The organism is Streptomyces luteireticuli (assembly GCF_041519305.1).
In the GTDB taxonomy this organism is placed as follows: Bacteria; Actinomycetota; Actinomycetes; order Streptomycetales; family Streptomycetaceae; genus Streptomyces; species Streptomyces luteireticuli.
The window spans coordinates 1,447,352-1,462,997 of record NZ_CP167927.1 but is presented as its reverse complement, the minus strand read 5'-3'; the positions used below and the strand labels follow the sequence as shown (position 1 = coordinate 1,462,997).

10 protein-coding genes are annotated in these 15,646 nt (G+C 69.7%); 3 read left to right on the top strand and 7 right to left on the bottom strand.

Annotation, left to right across the window (positions count from 1 at the left end; translation table 11 throughout):
* The first annotated feature begins 107 nt into the window (after window positions 1–107).
* Window positions 108–2,906 (top strand): aminotransferase class I/II-fold pyridoxal phosphate-dependent enzyme, encoded by a 2,799-nt coding sequence (locus AB8735_RS05755; RefSeq protein WP_372405757.1) that lies wholly within the window; start codon window positions 108–110, stop codon window positions 2,904–2,906.
* A 55-nt stretch (window positions 2,907–2,961) separates the two neighbouring features.
* Window positions 2,962–4,635, top strand: a complete 1,674-nt coding sequence (locus tag AB8735_RS05750) for an alpha/beta-hydrolase family protein (RefSeq protein ID WP_344022878.1) — start codon at window positions 2,962–2,964, stop codon at window positions 4,633–4,635.
* A gap of 54 nt (window positions 4,636–4,689) precedes the next feature.
* Here AB8735_RS05750 and AB8735_RS05745 read toward each other — a convergent pair whose 3' ends face one another.
* From AB8735_RS05745 to AB8735_RS05735, 3 genes are all read right to left on the bottom strand, one after another.
* Window positions 4,690–5,919 (bottom strand): protein-glutamine gamma-glutamyltransferase, encoded by a 1,230-nt coding sequence (locus AB8735_RS05745; RefSeq protein WP_372405756.1) that lies wholly within the window; start codon window positions 5,917–5,919, stop codon window positions 4,690–4,692.
* Window positions 5,920–6,142: 223 nt separating this feature from the next.
* Window positions 6,143–6,634 (bottom strand): hypothetical protein, encoded by a 492-nt coding sequence (locus tag AB8735_RS05740; RefSeq protein ID WP_372405755.1) that lies wholly within the window; start codon window positions 6,632–6,634, stop codon window positions 6,143–6,145.
* Window positions 6,635–6,826: 192 nt separating this feature from the next.
* Window positions 6,827–7,735: a LysR family transcriptional regulator gene (locus tag AB8735_RS05735; RefSeq protein WP_372405754.1), complete on the bottom strand. Its 909-nt coding sequence runs from the start codon at window positions 7,733–7,735 to the stop codon at window positions 6,827–6,829.
* A gap of 490 nt (window positions 7,736–8,225) precedes the next feature.
* On the opposite strand from AB8735_RS05735, the gene AB8735_RS05730 reads away from it, so the two are divergent.
* Window positions 8,226–8,456, top strand: a complete 231-nt coding sequence (locus AB8735_RS05730) for a hypothetical protein (protein WP_372405753.1) — start codon at window positions 8,226–8,228, stop codon at window positions 8,454–8,456.
* A gap of 222 nt (window positions 8,457–8,678) precedes the next feature.
* Here AB8735_RS05730 and AB8735_RS05725 read toward each other — a convergent pair whose 3' ends face one another.
* The 4 genes from AB8735_RS05725 to AB8735_RS05710 form a co-directional block, all read right to left on the bottom strand.
* Window positions 8,679–9,446, bottom strand: coding sequence for a thioesterase II family protein (locus AB8735_RS05725; protein WP_372405752.1), 768 nt, complete (start codon window positions 9,444–9,446; stop codon window positions 8,679–8,681).
* Window positions 9,447–9,591: 145 nt separating this feature from the next.
* On the bottom strand, window positions 9,592–12,420 hold the full coding sequence (locus AB8735_RS05720; RefSeq protein ID WP_372405750.1) for a helix-turn-helix transcriptional regulator: 2,829 nt from the start codon (window positions 12,418–12,420) through the stop codon (window positions 9,592–9,594).
* A 408-nt stretch (window positions 12,421–12,828) separates the two neighbouring features.
* Complete coding sequence (locus AB8735_RS05715; protein WP_372405749.1) at window positions 12,829–14,508, bottom strand: MDR family MFS transporter; 1,680 nt, start codon at window positions 14,506–14,508, stop codon at window positions 12,829–12,831.
* A gap of 235 nt (window positions 14,509–14,743) precedes the next feature.
* Complete coding sequence (locus AB8735_RS05710) at window positions 14,744–15,349, bottom strand: response regulator (protein ID WP_372405747.1); 606 nt, start codon at window positions 15,347–15,349, stop codon at window positions 14,744–14,746.
* Between the last annotated feature and the right edge of the window lie 297 nt (window positions 15,350–15,646).

Sequence of the window (15,646 nt, the reverse complement as noted above, 5' to 3'; positions counted from 1 at the left end):
GGCAGAGCGGCCACGGGCCACGGCGCGGCCACGGCGGCCGGAATGCGGCCGCGGGCGGGGGAACCTAGCATCGCCCTGTATACGCCGAGGCCAGGGAGTTCACCTTCATGGAACCGTCGACGGCATCCACTGGACCTGCGGCGCAGGGAATCGAGCGCACCGCGGCCGGGGAGGGAGTCTCCGCCTACAACAGCGTCGCGCAACTGCAGACGGATCTCTGGTGGTCGATCGCGGACACCGCCCGCAGGCTGGCGACGCCCGGCCTCGGCGCCGCCGAGCGGGCCGAGGCGGCGGCGGTCCTCGACCGGACGCTCGCGGACATCGAGGTACTCGCCTTCTACTTCAGCCATCCCGGACGGCAGGTGGCCGAGACGCTGCGCGGGCAGGCGTCCGAGTCGTACCTCGAACTGAGCCGCACGGCGGAGCGGATCGGCCGCGGCCTGATCGGCGACGTGCCGATCTCGACGGCCGCCGTGACGGGGAGGGAGGACGGGAGCGCCGACGCGACGCACCCCGCCCAGGACAGGCGCCCCCGGTTCGACGTGCTGGTGGTCGCCGATCTCTCCGAGGCGGAGGAGACGAGGATCCTCCGCGAACTGCGTGCGGTGCGCCGTCGCGAGGACGCGTTCGTCTACGACATCGTCACGGTGCCCAGCTTCGTCGACGCGGCGGTGGCGGTCCTCATCAACCCGTGGATCCAGGCGGTCGTCGTCAGGCCCGACTTCCGCAACCGTTCGGCTGTCGACCTGACCCTGCTGCACCGGCTCGTGCCCCCGGCCGGACATCCGGACCTCGACTACTTCACCGCGGCGGAGCGGGCCCGTGTGCTGGCCCGGCAGGTACGCGAGGTACGGCCGGAGGTGGACCTCCACCTCGTCGAGCAGGCCTCGATCGAACAGCTCGCGGCGCAGGTCGGGCGGGAGTTCGACGCGGTCTTCCTGCAGCAGGAGGACGTCCTGGATCTGCACCTGACGATCCTGCGCGGGGTCGGCCGGCGGTACCGGACGCCCTTCTACTCGGCTCTCCTCGACTACGCCCGGAAGCCGGCCGGGGTGTTCCACGCGATGCCGGTGTCGCGCGGGAACTCGGTGGTCCGCTCGCCGTGGATCCACGACATGTGCGACTTCTACGGACTGAACATCTTCCTGGCCGAGACCTCGGCGACCGCCGGTGGACTGGACTCGCTCCTCGAACCACAAGGCGCGATCAAAGAGGCGCAGGACCTGGCCGCGCGCGCCTTCGGTGCGCGGCGGACCTACTTCGTGACCAACGGGACCTCCACCGCGAACAAGATCGTCACCCAGGCCCTCGTGGCCCCGGGCGATGTCGTCCTGGTGGACCGCAACTGCCACAAGTCGCACCACTACGCGCAGGTGATGGCCGGTTCGAACGTCGCCTACCTCGACAGCTACTCGATCGACGCGTACTCCATGTACGGCGCGATCCCGCTGGCCGACATCAAGCGGACCCTGCTGACGTACCGGCGCGAGGGCAGACTCGACCGGGTCGCCCTGATCTCGCTCACCAACTGCACGTTCGACGGCGTCGTCTACGACGTGGAACGGGTGATGACCGAGTGTCTCGCGATCAAGCCCGACCTGGTGTTCCTCTGGGACGAGGCCTGGTTCGCGTTCGCCCGCTTCCACCCGGTCTACCGGCGGCGCACCGCCATGGCGGCCGCGGCCCGGCTGACCGAACGCTTCGGTACGGCGGACTACAGGAGGGAGTACGAGCGGCACCGGGAGCGGATCCGGGGCATGACGGACGACGAGCTGATGCGCGAGCCGCTGCTCCCGGATCCGGACGAGGTGCGGATCCGCGCGTACGCCACGCAGTCGACGCACAAGACCCTGACCTCACTGCGCCAGGGATCGATGATCCACGTCCACGACGACGACTTCGCCCGACGGAGCGAGGAGGCGTTCCACGAGGCCTATATGACCCACACCTCGACCTCTCCGAACTACCAGGTACTGGCATCCCTCGACGTCGGCCGGCGACAGGTCGAGCTGGAAGGCTTCGAGCTGGTCCTGCGGCAGGTCGAACTGGCCATGTCGCTCCGTGACCGGATCGCCGAACACCCCCTCCTCGCGAAGTACTTCCGCGTGCTCTCCAGCAGCGACCTGATCCCGGACGAGTACCGGCCGTGGGGCACCGAGTGCCCCGTCCGTGCCGGGCCGGTGGCGATGGACGAGGCCTGGGGCGTCGACGAGTTCGTCCTCGACCCGTGCCGGGTGACCATCGAGATCTCGGCGACCGGCATCGACGGCGACACGTTCAAACGCGTGCAGCTGATGGAACGTTGGGGAATCCAGGTCAACAAGACCACACGCAACACGGTCCTCGCGATGACGAACATCGGCACGACCCGCACCGCCGTCGCCCATCTGCTGAGGGCGCTGATCGGGATCGCGGAGGAACTGGAGTCCGCGACCGGCCGGATGACGCCCGAGCAGAAGCGCGCCTTCGGTCTCCGGGCCGATGAACTCGCCCACGACCACCCTCCCTTGCCGGACTTCTCGCGGTTCCACGCCGCGTTCCGCGCCGACCCCACCGGTGCCGCGGCCGACGGGGACATGCGCAGGGCCTACTACATGGCGTACCGGGAGGAGTTGTGCGAGTTCGTGTCGGCCGACGAGGCGCGACGCCGGGTCAACGCCGGGCTGCCGGTCGTGTCGGCCATCTTCGTCACCCCGTACCCGCCCGGCTTCCCGATCCTGGTCCCGGGCCAGGAGTTCAGCAAGGACATCCTCGACTTCATGGACGCCCTGGACACCAAGGAGATCCACGGGTACGACCCGGTGCGGGGCTACCGGGTGTTCGTGCCGTCGGCACTGGCGGGCGGGGCCGATGGCACCCCCCGGCAGCCCGACGGGAACGGCAGGCCGGCGACCGGGCGGACCTGACGCACAGGAAGATCTGCCCGGAAGATCTGGAAGACCCGGAAGATCCGGAGGGTTCATGAACGAGGAGCCGCCGACGGCACCGGGCACGCCGCCAACCGCCGGGCCGTCCGCGACGTGGCACGCCACCCTGCCCGGTGCCTGCGGAGCGCTCCTTCTCGCGTGCCTGTCCTTCACTCCGTCGCTCCTCCCGCGCGCCGGGATCCTCCAAGGGGTGATCTCCGGGATCCTCGCCGCGATCGGTTACGCGCTCGGTGTGACCGCCGCATGGATCTGGCGGGCCTTCGCCGACCGGGGACCGCGTCCCGCGCGCCGCCGGTCCTGGCAGGTCTTCCTCGTCGTCGCGCTCGTCCTGCTCGGCACCGCGTTCGGCCTCGGGCAGTACTGGCAGCACCGGATCCGCCAGTTGCTGGGCGTCACGGACTACAGCGTGCTCCAGACGATCGCCATGCCCCTGGTGGCGCTCGTGCTGTTCTGGATCATCCTGCTGGCCGCCCGCGGGATCCGCCGGGCCTACCGCTGGACGGCCCGCCTCCTTCGCCGCTGGACCGGCGAGCGGGCCGCGAAGGCGGTCGGCGGAATCCTCGTGGCCGTCGTGCTCGTCTTCTTGTTCAGCGGTCTGCTCGTCGACGGTCTGGTCGCCGCCGCGAACCAGGCCTTCTCGCTCCGCGACACGCAGACCGAGGAGGGGGTGCGCCGACCGGTGACCGCCCTGCGATCGGGCGGTCCGGGCTCGTCCGTGCCGTGGGACTCGCTGGGCAGGAACGGGCGCACGTTCGCGGCCGGAGGCCCTTCGGCCGTCGAGATCGAGCGGTTCACCCACAACCCGGCACAGGAGCCCGTCCGTTCGTACGCGGGGCTCCGAACGGCGGACGACACGGAGTCCCGGGCCGCCCGCGCGGTCGCCGACCTGCGCCGCGCCGGCGGGTTCCGGCGCCACAACCTCCTCGTCATGACGACGACCGGCAGCGGCTGGGTGGATCCCGCCGCGGTGGACAGCTTCGAATACCTCACCGGCGGCGACTGCGCGACCGTGACGCTCCAGTACTCCTACCTGCCGTCGTGGATGTCGTACCTCGTCGACCAGTCCAAGGCCCGCGAGGCGGGCCGCGAACTCTTCGACGCGGTCTACGACGCCTGGTCGAGGCTTCCGGCCGACAACAGGCCACGGCTGTACGTCGCGGGAGAGAGCCTGGGGTCCTTCGGCGGGGAGACCGCTTTCAGCGGTGAGTACGACCTCCGCAACCGCACCCGGGGCACGCTCTTCGCCGGCCCGCCCAACTTCAACACCCTGTTCCGGCGGTTCAGCGATCACCGCGAGGCCGGCAGCCCCGAGATCCGGCCCGTCTACAAGAACGGGCGCACCGTGCGCTTCGCCTCCGATGCCACGGCGGCCGTCCCGCCGTCGGGCACACCGTGGGAGGGCACCCGGGTGCTGTACCTCCTGCACGCCTCGGACCCGATCGTCTGGTGGAGCCCGCAGCTGGTGTACGACGAGCCGGACTGGATCGGCGAAACTCCGGGCGATGACGTACTGGAGAGCATGTTCTGGGTCCCGTTCGTGACGTTCTGGCAGGTCACCGCCGACCTCCCGTTCGCCACCGGGGTACCCGACGGCCACGGCCACACCTACCGGGCCGAGTACGCCGACGGCTGGAACGCCGTCCTGCGCCCCTCCGGCGTCACCGACCGGGATCTCGCCCGCCTCCGGGACATCATGTCGCGAGGGTGAGCGGTGCGAGTGCGGCAGGGGGGCCGGGCGACCCGGCCCCCCTGCGCGGCTCCGTCACGGCCAGCCCTGCTCCACCTTGGCGGGGGCGGTGTTCCAGCTCTTGGGTATGAGCGCGATCATGTAGGTTCCGCGGTCGAAGTCCGCGTAACCGGCGGACCAGTTACGGAACTTGCTCTCGTACACGTGCATGGGACCCAGGTCGCCGTTGGGCGCGTGATAGTGGTCGCCGTGGGTCCATATGGTCTTGTCGGCATCCGCCTCGGTCTGGGCGCCGAACCAGCCGTAGTCGAAATTGACCCAGCCTTCACCGGGGTTGGCGGGACTGCGCGGAATGTTTCTGTCCTTCGACATGTCGACCAGGCCGGTACCCCGGTCGGGGCGGAAGGCTTCCGGGTCGCCGTACTTCCTCTTGTCGGAGGAGCCCCGCTGGTCCTGACCGCTCCAGAAGTGCTTCGAGTAGATCACCGCCTTCATCCTGGACGGGTCGTAGTTGCCTCCGTCCCTCTCCTTGAAGGACGGTGTGTTCCGCAGCGCCGAGTAGAAGTTCGAGCGGCTGTCCTCGTGGAGCAGAGCATCGTTGTTGTTCGTGAGCTCCGTCTTGAGGTTGTCGAGGTAGGCCCCCTCGTCGTGCGCGTTCTCCAGGGCCTTGTTCATGATGGACGCCACATCACGCGCCCGCTTGAAACCCTTCCCCTCGTCGAAGCTGGCCTTGGCGATGCGGCCCTCGAACTCCGCCCGCGTTTCACCGGCCAGGGGCCTGGTGTTCTTCAGGTCGTTCTTGTACTTGTCCTCGTCGAAGAACGAGAACGCCAGTCTGTTCGTCGGGTAGGGGCCCGAGTTGACCCAGGTGACGCCGACGCAGCCGTACGACAGCTTCTCCCGCTGCTCTTCGGTCATCTGCTGTTTCTTGCCGTCGAGTTGGCTGTAGACCTGCTGCCACTTGCGTATGTAGTTGTTGACGACCGTGGTGGCCCTTCCCCCGCGGGCCCGGTATGCGTCGGGCATCCTGTCGAGCGGCTCGGCGGGAGGGGTTTCCCTGACATTGGCAGAATCGGAGGCCCGGAAGGACGGGGTGGCGCCGCGCCGGCCCAGAGTCAGGGCTCTTTCGTTGAGCGCGTTGATGTTCTCGACATCGGCCGCCGTCAGGCCGTGCGTTTCGGCGTAGGACGGCTTCTCCTCCCCCTCGCGGTTGCCGGCGGCCTGGCTGACCGACGGCATCAATCCGGCGGTGCATACGACCGCACTCACCGTGGCGAAGGTGAAAAATCTCCGACTTTTTTGCATGGCAGTCGACAACTCCCTTGTGGTGAAACCTCGTGAACGAGGGCATGCGAGGGCATGCGAGTGCATTGCGGAATGGAGGGATGCGCGGCGAGCCGCCGCTCAGGGGCCCCGGCCGCGCCGTTGTGCGCGGCTGCGCCGGCTGCGCGGGCGTTGCCGGTCATGACCGTGGTGGCCGCCGGGCGTGCCGGGTGCGACTCAGTCGCGCGGGTGGGCCGGTGACCGGCTACATCAGGGTCGTCGCCGAGGCGACGACGCGGGCCCGGTCCGGGTGGGCGGGGTCGCCGTAGCGGACCTCGACGCGCGGGTGGGAGCGCATGAACGGGCTGTCGACCAGGCGGACTTGGCCGGGACGGTCGACCGTGTGCACGGCGATGTCCGTGTCGAGGAAGAAGCCGAACTCACCCGTGGCCGGGGCGTAGGCGAAGAACTTGCCGCCCCTGAACTCCCGCTGTGCGAGGTCCTCCGTCAGGACCAGGGACCAGAAGCCCACACAGCGGCCGGCGGGACACATGAACCGGAAGTCGGCCCGCAGGCCGTCCAGTTCCATCCAGCGGAAGGGGTTGTCGTCATCCGGGTTGACCGCGGCAGCCGTGATGGCGGTCGCCGGGGCGGCCGCTTCCGGCGCGGCCGCCTGGGCCCCTTGGGCGAGGGGCAGGGCCAGGGCTGCGGTGACGGCGATGGTGGTGAGGGTGCGGAGAGCGGTTCTGCCTATCACTTCTCGACTCCTGACGAGTGATCAGGTTGATACGAGCAGTGATCATGTCCTCGAGTTAACTCCCCGGCAACATCGTGGCTTTAAAACCGGCCAACCCATCACATGGGGCGATATCCGGCCATGTGTCTGATCCGGCCCGGCTCGGGGAAGTCGTGACGGCGGCCACGGCGCAGAGCGGTCGGGCCGGCCCGATCACCGGGAGAGGCTGTGAGCGGCGAGGCGAGGAGCCTCCTCGACGACGGCCCGGAGGAACGGCCGGACGAGGGGAGCGGTGCTCATGCGGGGCCAGATCGGGGCGTACTCGAAGCGGGGGAGGTCGGGGAAGGGCAGCCAGACGGTGTCGGGGCGGGCGTAGTACTGCTCGGCCCGCGCGGACGCGAAGGTGACGCCCTTGCCGGCGCCGACCATGGCCAGGGCCTCTTGCCAGTAGCCGGCCACGAGCTGCGGGATGGGAAGGCCCGAGGGGGTCCGGCAGGGGCTGTGGTACTCCCGCCAGTACGAGGGTATGGCCCCGGTGAAGGTGATGAGGGTGGTGGTGGCCAGGTCTTCCAGCGTCACCGCGCCGGCGCGGGCGAACGGGTGCTCGTGGTGGACCAGGATCCTGCGGTCCTCGGCGATGAGGGCGGGGCCGACGGCCAAGTCGGGCTCTTCGACGGGGAGTTCGGTGATCTGCAGGTGCACCTGGCCGCTGCGGATCGGCCCCAGGGGGTCGGAGAGCTGGATCTCCTGGATCCGGACCTCCGCGCCGGGACAGCGGGCGGCGAGCCTGTCGGCGGCCTTGAGGACGAGCCCGGCCGCCATGGGGCTGGAATAGCCCACCCTCAGCACATCGCGCGTACCCCGTGCGGCGGCCGCGGCGTCGGCGACGGCCCTTTGCACCTGCTGATAGGCGGGAAGCAAATCGTCGCGCAGTTTTTCGCCCACCGGAGTCAGGGACACCTTGCGGCTGGTGCGCTCGAACAACGGCGCCCCTATGCGCCGCTCCAGCTTCTGGATGGTCTGGCTGACCCTGCCCTGGGCCAGGCCCAGCCGCTCCGAGGTGCGCCGGAAATGGAGTTCCTCGGCCAACGTCAGAAAAGCCTCCATCTCATGCCGTTCCACCGTCGGCCCTCCCGGTCGTCATTGATTGGTGAGTGTGGCGCACCGATCGTAGATGATCTGGGTGTTGATCAGGACATCTCGGGCGTGCAGAGTGGGCGTGGGCCGCAACGACACGGCACGGGTGAGCGTCCCTGCAGGGAAAGCACGTGTCCTGGGCAGCGCCAACGGGCCGGTATCCGCACGGAAACGGCACCGTCGTGGCAGTCACCATTCGCTGGGGCCCTTGAGAACCGACAGGGCTGATTCGTGAAGGTGAACGGGATAGGCAACGTCACGCGAGCCGCGCGTGCAGACATCACATGAGTCCGCTCGTCGATTTCCTGTGCGGCGGCATGCTCGTCGCGCTCCCCGGAGCCGAAATCCACTTCAGGACCTGCGGCCCTTATTCAATGACGCAACCCGAGATCAACAAGAGAGAAAAATGAACCGTAAAATAGCGAGTGCAGTGGCTTCCGTCGGCGTTTTCGTCGCGGCTTCCGTGGTCTCTGTCGTGACAGCTGCTCCCGCTTCGGCGGTGACGTCCCAGTGCGTCAGGTACCTGCAGAGCCAGAGCTACTCGCCCACCAACGAGAGGGTCAACGACTGTTCCATAGCCGGTCACTACACCAGCATGATGGACAAGGGCATCAACGCCCAGGCGTGCCGGTTCGGGCTGGAGGCAACGGGGGTGCGCTCGTCCGTCGCGATCACGGCGTGCACCTATGCCCAGTCGAGCCAGTGACGCGGCTCTTCTTCACACGGTATTTGGGTTGATCATGACGCACAAGATATTTGCGATTGCAGTGCGCGGCCCGAGGGGAATTGCCCAGTAGGACTGGGTATGGGGAGTTGTATCGGCCGGGATGCTTCCGTGACGTTCGATTGCATTCCGGCACCATTCGCGCGGACAGAGGGAGCTGTGGGGAAACCTCTGTCCGCGTGAAGCGCTCGAACCGGCCGCGGTCTAGCGGACGCCCGCGAGTCCCCGGCGGACCATGTCGAGCACCGCGGACTGGTGCTGTTCGAGGAAGAAGTGCCCGCCGGAGAACGTCGACACCGCGCACCCGCCGCTCGTGTGCTCCCGCCAGGCGTCGGCCTCCTCGGCGCTGGTCCGAGGGTCGGTGTCGCCGGTCAGTACGGTGACGGGTGCGGCGATCCGGGCCCCGGCGCCGGCGCGGTACCGTTCCACCGCCCGGTAGTCGGCGCGCAGCACCGGCAGGACCATGGCCATCAGCTCCCGGTCCTGCAGCCACCGGGAGTCGGTGCCGCCCAGGAGCCGCATCTCCGCGATGACCGCCGCGTCGTCGCCCCGGTGGACCCGCTCGTCCCGGAACCGGCCGGGTGCCCGCCGCCCCGACGCGAACAGCCGGACCGGGCCGGGCTCGCCGCGCCGTTCCCGGCGCAGCGCGACCTCGAACGCGAGGACCGCGCCCATGCTGTGGCCGAAGAAGGCGTACGGGGCACCGGAGCCGAGCCCGTCGGCGGTCAGCACCTCGTCGATCCGGTCGGCCAGTTGCCCGATGTCGTCGATGCACGGCTCGTTCCGGCGGTCCTGCCGGCCCGGGTACTGCACGGCGACGACGTCCACGTCCGGGGCCAGCGACGCCGACATCGGGAAGTAGTAGCTGGCCGATCCGCCCGCGTGGGGGAAGCACACGAGACGCACCCGGGCTCCGGGAGCCGGGTGGAAACTGCGCAGCCACTCGCGCTGGTTCGCGGTCGTCGTCGTCACCGTTCGTTCCTGTCGTCCGCCGTGGAGAAGCCGTGGGAGAGGCCGTGGGAGAGGCCGTGGGGGGAGAGGGCCCGGTGATCCAACCTCGCATCGCACGCCGCCCGGGACAACCCCTATCGGCCCCCTGTCCGGCGGCGGGGCGGGCTCACCCCGTGCCGGCCGCGGCCAGCTCCGGGCTGCCGTGGTCGCCGCTCTCCTTCAGGCGCAGCGGCAGGTCCGCCCGCTGTTTCACATGGAGTTTGCGGTAGACCCGGGTCAGATGCTGCTCGACCGTGCTCACCGTGATGTACAGCTCGCGGGCGATCTCGCGGTTGGTGTGCCCCACCGCCGCGAGCGCCGCCACCCGCCGCTCCGCGTCGCTCAGCGCCTCGACCCCGTCCGCACCGCTGTCCTCAAGGCTCTTCGCGGCGTCGCCCGTGGACAGCAGCGTCCGGCACAGCTGCTGCGCGCCGCAGTCCTCCGCCAGCTGGAGGGCCTGCTGGCCCAGCAGACGGGCCCGGCTGAACTCTCCCGACTCATGATGGGCGCGGCTCAATTCGGCCAGGGTGAAGGACAGTTGGGTCTGGTCGCCGGAGGTGCCCAGCAGGTCCACCGCCTCGCGCAGCAGCGCCGTGCGCCGCTTGCCGTCCTCGGCCGCCGCCAGCGCCCGCAGGGACAGTCCGCGCACCCGCGGGTCGTGCGCCCCCGGCATGGCGAGCTGTTCGACGAGCAGTTCCCGTGCCGCCTTGCCGCGGCCCAGGGCGAGGTGGGCCAGGGCCAGGTCGGTGCGCCACGGCACCAGTTCCGGCAGGTCCAGCGACCACGACCGGGCCAGCTCGCCGCACCGGTGGAAGTCGAGGTACGCGTCGCCCGGCCGGTGGGTGGCCAGGTAGTGGTGGCCGCGCGCCCGCAGGTAGCGCAGCCCCGAGGGGCTCTGGAACATGCCCTCCGGCACCGCCTGCCGCAGCACCCGCGCCGCCTCCTCGTGGCGGCTCAGGGCGGTCAGCGCCAACAGCTGCACCGACAGCGGATGGCCGATGGCCGTGCCCCAGCCGCGCGCCGAGATCAGCTGCAGGGCGTCCTGCGCCTGCTCGACCGCCCGGTCCAACGCCCCCTGCCGCAGGGAGACTTCCGCCAGGAACGAGGTGAGCAGCGCCTCCCAGGTGGTGGTCTGCTGGGCGCGGGCCTCGGCGACGAACTTCCTGCAGAAGGTCGCGGCCCGGCCGGTGCGGCCGGTGTGGATGAGGGTGGAGAGCGCGAACTGCACCTCGCCCATGGTCTTGCTGGACAGCCGCAGCGTCGTGGCCAGGGCGTTCTCGGCCCAGTCCGCCACCCGGCCGCGCATCCCCTCGTGCAGCGCGGTGAGCAGGGCCGCCTGTGCGGAGCGCGGCGCGGCGGTGCCTTGACCGCCCGGTCCTTCGAGGGCGTCCAGAGTGTCGAGCCCGTTGTGGGGTGGCTGGGATCCCAGGTGCAGCCAGTGCTGGAGGCTCTTGAGCGGGCAGGACGAGGAGCCGCCCTGGGCGCCGGCCGTGCCCGCCGAGGCCTTGAACCAGCCGATGAGTTCGTGCGCCTGCTGCGTCCTGCCGTGCCAGAAGAGCTGGAAGGCCACCGTGAGCGCCTTGCTCCGCTCCAGGTCGCCCTGGACCGCCGCCTCTTTGAGGGGGGTGAGGTAGCGGGCGGCGGCCGACGGGTCGCAGCTCCAGAGGAGTTCGGTCAGGGACAGGGTGAGCGAGGCGCGCAGGACGGGGTCCTCGCAGGTGCGCTGTGCGAGTTCCAGACAGCTGAGGGTGAACCGCAGGTTGGCCTCGGCCAGGGCCTGGGTGCCGGCGTCCTGCAGGACGCCCACCGCCCATTGGCCGGGGACGCTGCCCGCGGCCACGAGGTGGCGGGCGACGGCGCCGGCGTCCGCGCCGCCGTCGTGCAGCAGTTGGGCGGCACGGAGGTGCAGGCCCACCTGGTCGTCGAGCGGCAGGGTGTCGAGGACGGCGGTCCGGACGGCCGGGTGGCGCAGCTGGCCGTCGCGGAGGAGCCGGGAGCCGGCCAGCGAGTCGAGGATCTTGACGACGCGCGGCCGCTCCATGCCGACGAGCTGGCCGAGGAGCCGGGGCTCGGCAGGGCCGTCGAGCACGGCCAGGCCCCGTGCCACGTCGATGGCGCTCTGGTCCCAGCGGTACAGACAGGCGAACACCGCCTGCCGGAAGGACTCTTCGGTGCTGGGCGCGGCGGGCAGCGCGTTCGCGTCGTCCATCGGCCGCAGGACGCCGTCCTCGATGAGGCCGCGCAGCAGGAGGGGATTGCCGCCGCAGACGTCGTGGTAGGCGGGGGCCAGGAGTTCGGCCGCCGTCGCGTTGAGGTACTCGGTGAGGACCTCGGCCACCTGCCCGACGGAGAGCGGCCGGAGCCGGATGCCGTGGCAGTTCGGCTGGCGCAGCAACTCGGCCCGGAAGGCCGGGTGCATGAGCGGTGAGATGGTCCATTCCGTGAGGACCACCAGCAGTTTGTCGGTCTTCAGCCGCCGCAGCAGATAGAGGAGGACCTGCAGCGACGGGGTGTCGGCGTACTGCACGTCGTCGATGCCGATCACGATGGGCCGGTCGGCGGCGAATTCCAGCAGTGCCGTGCACAGGCCCCGGGCGATGTGGGCCGTGGTCTGTTTCATCGCCACCGGATCCTGGTCCGGTGCGCTCTCTCCCGGCGGCTGGCTGAGGAAGGCGCTGATCTGGTCGTCCGCCCAGGTCTGCAGCTTCCGGTCGTGGAGGTCGTGGAACAACTGGCTGAGCACACCGAACGGATGGCTCCGTTCGGCCCGGGAGCCCATGGCGGTCAGGACCAGTGCACCGGCTCCGGCGGCTTCCTCGCCGAACGTGTGGAGAAGGACGGTTTTCCCGCTGGCGACCGCGCCCTCGATGAGCGCTACCTGTGCCCGCTGCCGTTGGGCCTGTGCGAAGAGTTCTCTCAGGAGAGCGATTTCACTGCCGCGCTCCGCAAATATCATGCGCCGTCACCCCCGTACGTACTTGGGGAGCATTCACGCCACACCTGGCCAAATTTTGGGCAATCCTTGCCCAACTTTTTACCTGGCTCAATGATTGACGCTCCCAAACCCGTTCTTCGTGCAATCTATCGCATCGGGTCATATCTGGAACATGACCGTCTGGTTGTGAACGGCTTCCTGTCGGGATCGTTCACCGGTCCGTCAATCTGGGTGACGATGCGACGGAATCTCTGGTTCCGTTCGTTTCCCGGGAGTTGGCCGGATGTTTGCGTTGGAGTTGCCGAACGATCGAGTGATGGGCGGTTTGTGGGGGATTGCACGCCCTATGTCAAAGAAACGTCAAAGGGCGGGGCCCCCGCCAACGGCGAGGGCCCCGCAGGTGTTCTGAGCAGGTGTTCTGACGCGGTGTCACTCCTCCGAAGTCTGTGTGTGCGGTGCCCGCTTCTCGACGAGCAGCGCCGCCGCGACGCACCCCAGGGCCGCCACACAGGCCGCGACCAGGAAGGAGAGGGCGAGCGAGGTGACGAACCCTTCCTTGAACGGGCCGGCCAGCCGGGGGTCGAGACGGTGCAGGAACGACATGTCGGTCAGCGCACCCTGACCGACGTCGCCCTTGAGCGCCGTGAAGAACGGAGCGTTCTCCGGCGCGGACCGCACCGCCGGGTCGTTCAAGGCCGCCGCGAACTCCGGTGTGTGACGGGCCTTCACAAAGGCGTCGTGGATGTTCCCCGCCAACGGACGGAAGAGCACCGACATCAGCGCCGCCAGCCCCAGCGAGCCGCCGATCTGACGGAAGAACGTCACCAGCGACGTGCTCAGCCCCATCGCCTCCTCCGGCACGCAGTTCTGGGCGGAGACCGTCAGCGTCTGCAGGCAGTTGCCCAGACCGATGCCGAACACGACCATGTACAGGACCGGTTGCCACAGCGGGGTGTGCACGTCCACCGTGGCGAACAGCGCCAGCCCCGCCACGGTGAGGGCCATGCCCGCCACCGTGAGCCCCTTGTACCGGCCGGTCCGCGAGACGGCCCCGCCCGTGAACACCGCGGCGGCCATCATCCCGACCATCAGCGGAATCGTCATCAGCCCCGCCTCGGTCGGCGACTGGCCGCGCACGATCTGCAGGTACTGCGGAACGAGCACGATGCCGCCGTACATCCCCACACCGCTGAGCGCGGCGGTCACCATCGTCGTCCGGAAGGCCGGGAGCCCGAACAGCTTCAGCGGGATCAACGCCTCCAGCTTCATGGCGCGTTCCACCATCAGGAAGGCGATCAGGGCCACCGCCCCCAGCCCGTAGCAGGCCAGCGACCGCGACGAGAGCCAGCCCCAGTTGCCGCCGTGCTCGGCCACGATGAGCACCGGGACGACGGCGAACGGGAGGAGCGCCGTCCCCCACCAGTCCACCCGCTGCCGGCCCCGGCTCCTGGAGCCCTTGAACACCACCGCCACCAGCAGCAGCGAGACCAGCCCCGTCGGCACGTTGACCAGGAACACCCAGCGCCAGCCGGTCACCCCCAGGATCGACCCCTGCCCCGAGAAGAAGCCGCCCAGCAGCGGACCCACCACACTGGACAGCCCGTACACCGACATGAACGCGCCCTGGTACTTGGGACGGGCCGCCGCCGGAACCGTATCCGCGATGATCATCAATCCCGTGATGACCAGTCCGCCCGCGCCCAGCCCCTGCACACCGCGGTAGACCGCCAGCTGGTACATCGACCCGGCGAAGGAGCAGGCGACCGACCCCACGAGGAACACGGACGTCGCACCGAGGAAGAGCGACTTGCGCCCGTAGATGTCCGACAGCTTCCCGTACAGCGGCGTCGTCATCGACACGGTCACCAGATACGCCGTGCTGGCCCAGGCCTGGGCGTCCACCCCCTTGAGGTCGTTGGCGATCGTCGCCATCGAGGTGGCGACGATCGTCTGGTCCAGGGCCGACAGGAACGTCCCGAGCATGAGCCCGAGGGTGATCAGCAGAACCTGCCGCTGCGTATAAGGGGAAACGGGCGACGGCGCGGCGGGATTTGTGGGCGGAGACGGGGAGGCAGGCGTTCCTTCTTCGGCCTGCGCCGGATTTTCCATGAAAACAGCTCCCTGAAGTACGGGTGCGTTCGGCGGAATTCGAAAGACACCGCCGCGGACGAATCCGGACGCGGCACGGCAAGGAAACGGCACGGCAACGAGGCCGGACCCGGACACCCTAACCACGCTCCGGCCGCCCGCTCCCGCCCGTCGGCCCGATTAGGGGCCGCACCACGGACGAAGTGGGGAACTCCCCCTACCGGGGCCGCCACCCCGAGGGCAGGCCTCCCGCACCTCAGAGCCAGCCCTGGTTCTCCGCCAGCAGCACGGCCTCGGCCCGGGTGCCCGCCCCGGTCTTGCGCATCGCCGCGGAGAGATGATTGCGGACCGTCCCCTCGGACAGCCGCAGTCCGCGCGCCACTTCCGCCACCGTCCGCCCGTCGCTCGCCGCGCGCAGGACATCGCGCTCCCGGTCCGTCAGCGGACTCGCGCCGCTCGCCAGCGACTCCGCCGCCAGCTCCGGATCGACCACCCGCAGCCCCGCGTGGACCCGGCGCACCGCGTCCACCAGATGCTCCGGCGGCGCGTCCTTGACGATGAAACCGGCCGCCCCCGCGGCCAGCGCCCGCGCCAGATACCCGGGCCGCCCGAACGTCGTGCAGATCACCACTCGGCAGGACGGCACCGCCGACCGCAGCTCCGCCGCCGCCTCCAGCCCGTCCTTGCCCGGCATCTGCACATCCAGCAACGCCACGTCGGGCCGGGTCCGCAGCGCCGCCTCCACCACCTCGTCGCCCGAACCCACCTCGGCGACCACCGTGATGTCGCTCTCCAGGCCGAGCATGGCCGACAGCGCCCCGCGGACGAGCCGCTGGTCGTCGGCGAGCAATACCTTGATCATGTCTTTCCTGTCGGCCGGGCTCCGCCCCGACCGTACCCGACCCCCGGCCACCACCCCACCCGTACGGTGCGGCGGGATCCTCTCCCGGGGGTCCGGCCGACCCCGCACCTGCCGGATGATCACTGATAGGGGCCGGTTAGGGGTGTTCGCCCCGAAGCCGCCTCCATAACCTGACGGCGACCAGCCGACTCGGTAATTCCCGGACGCATGCGCACACAAGTGCCGTCGCCCGGTGGACGAAAGGCGGCCGGCCGCCAGTCGGCCCGAATTTCGACGGTCTCCACACCGCTCCCGGAA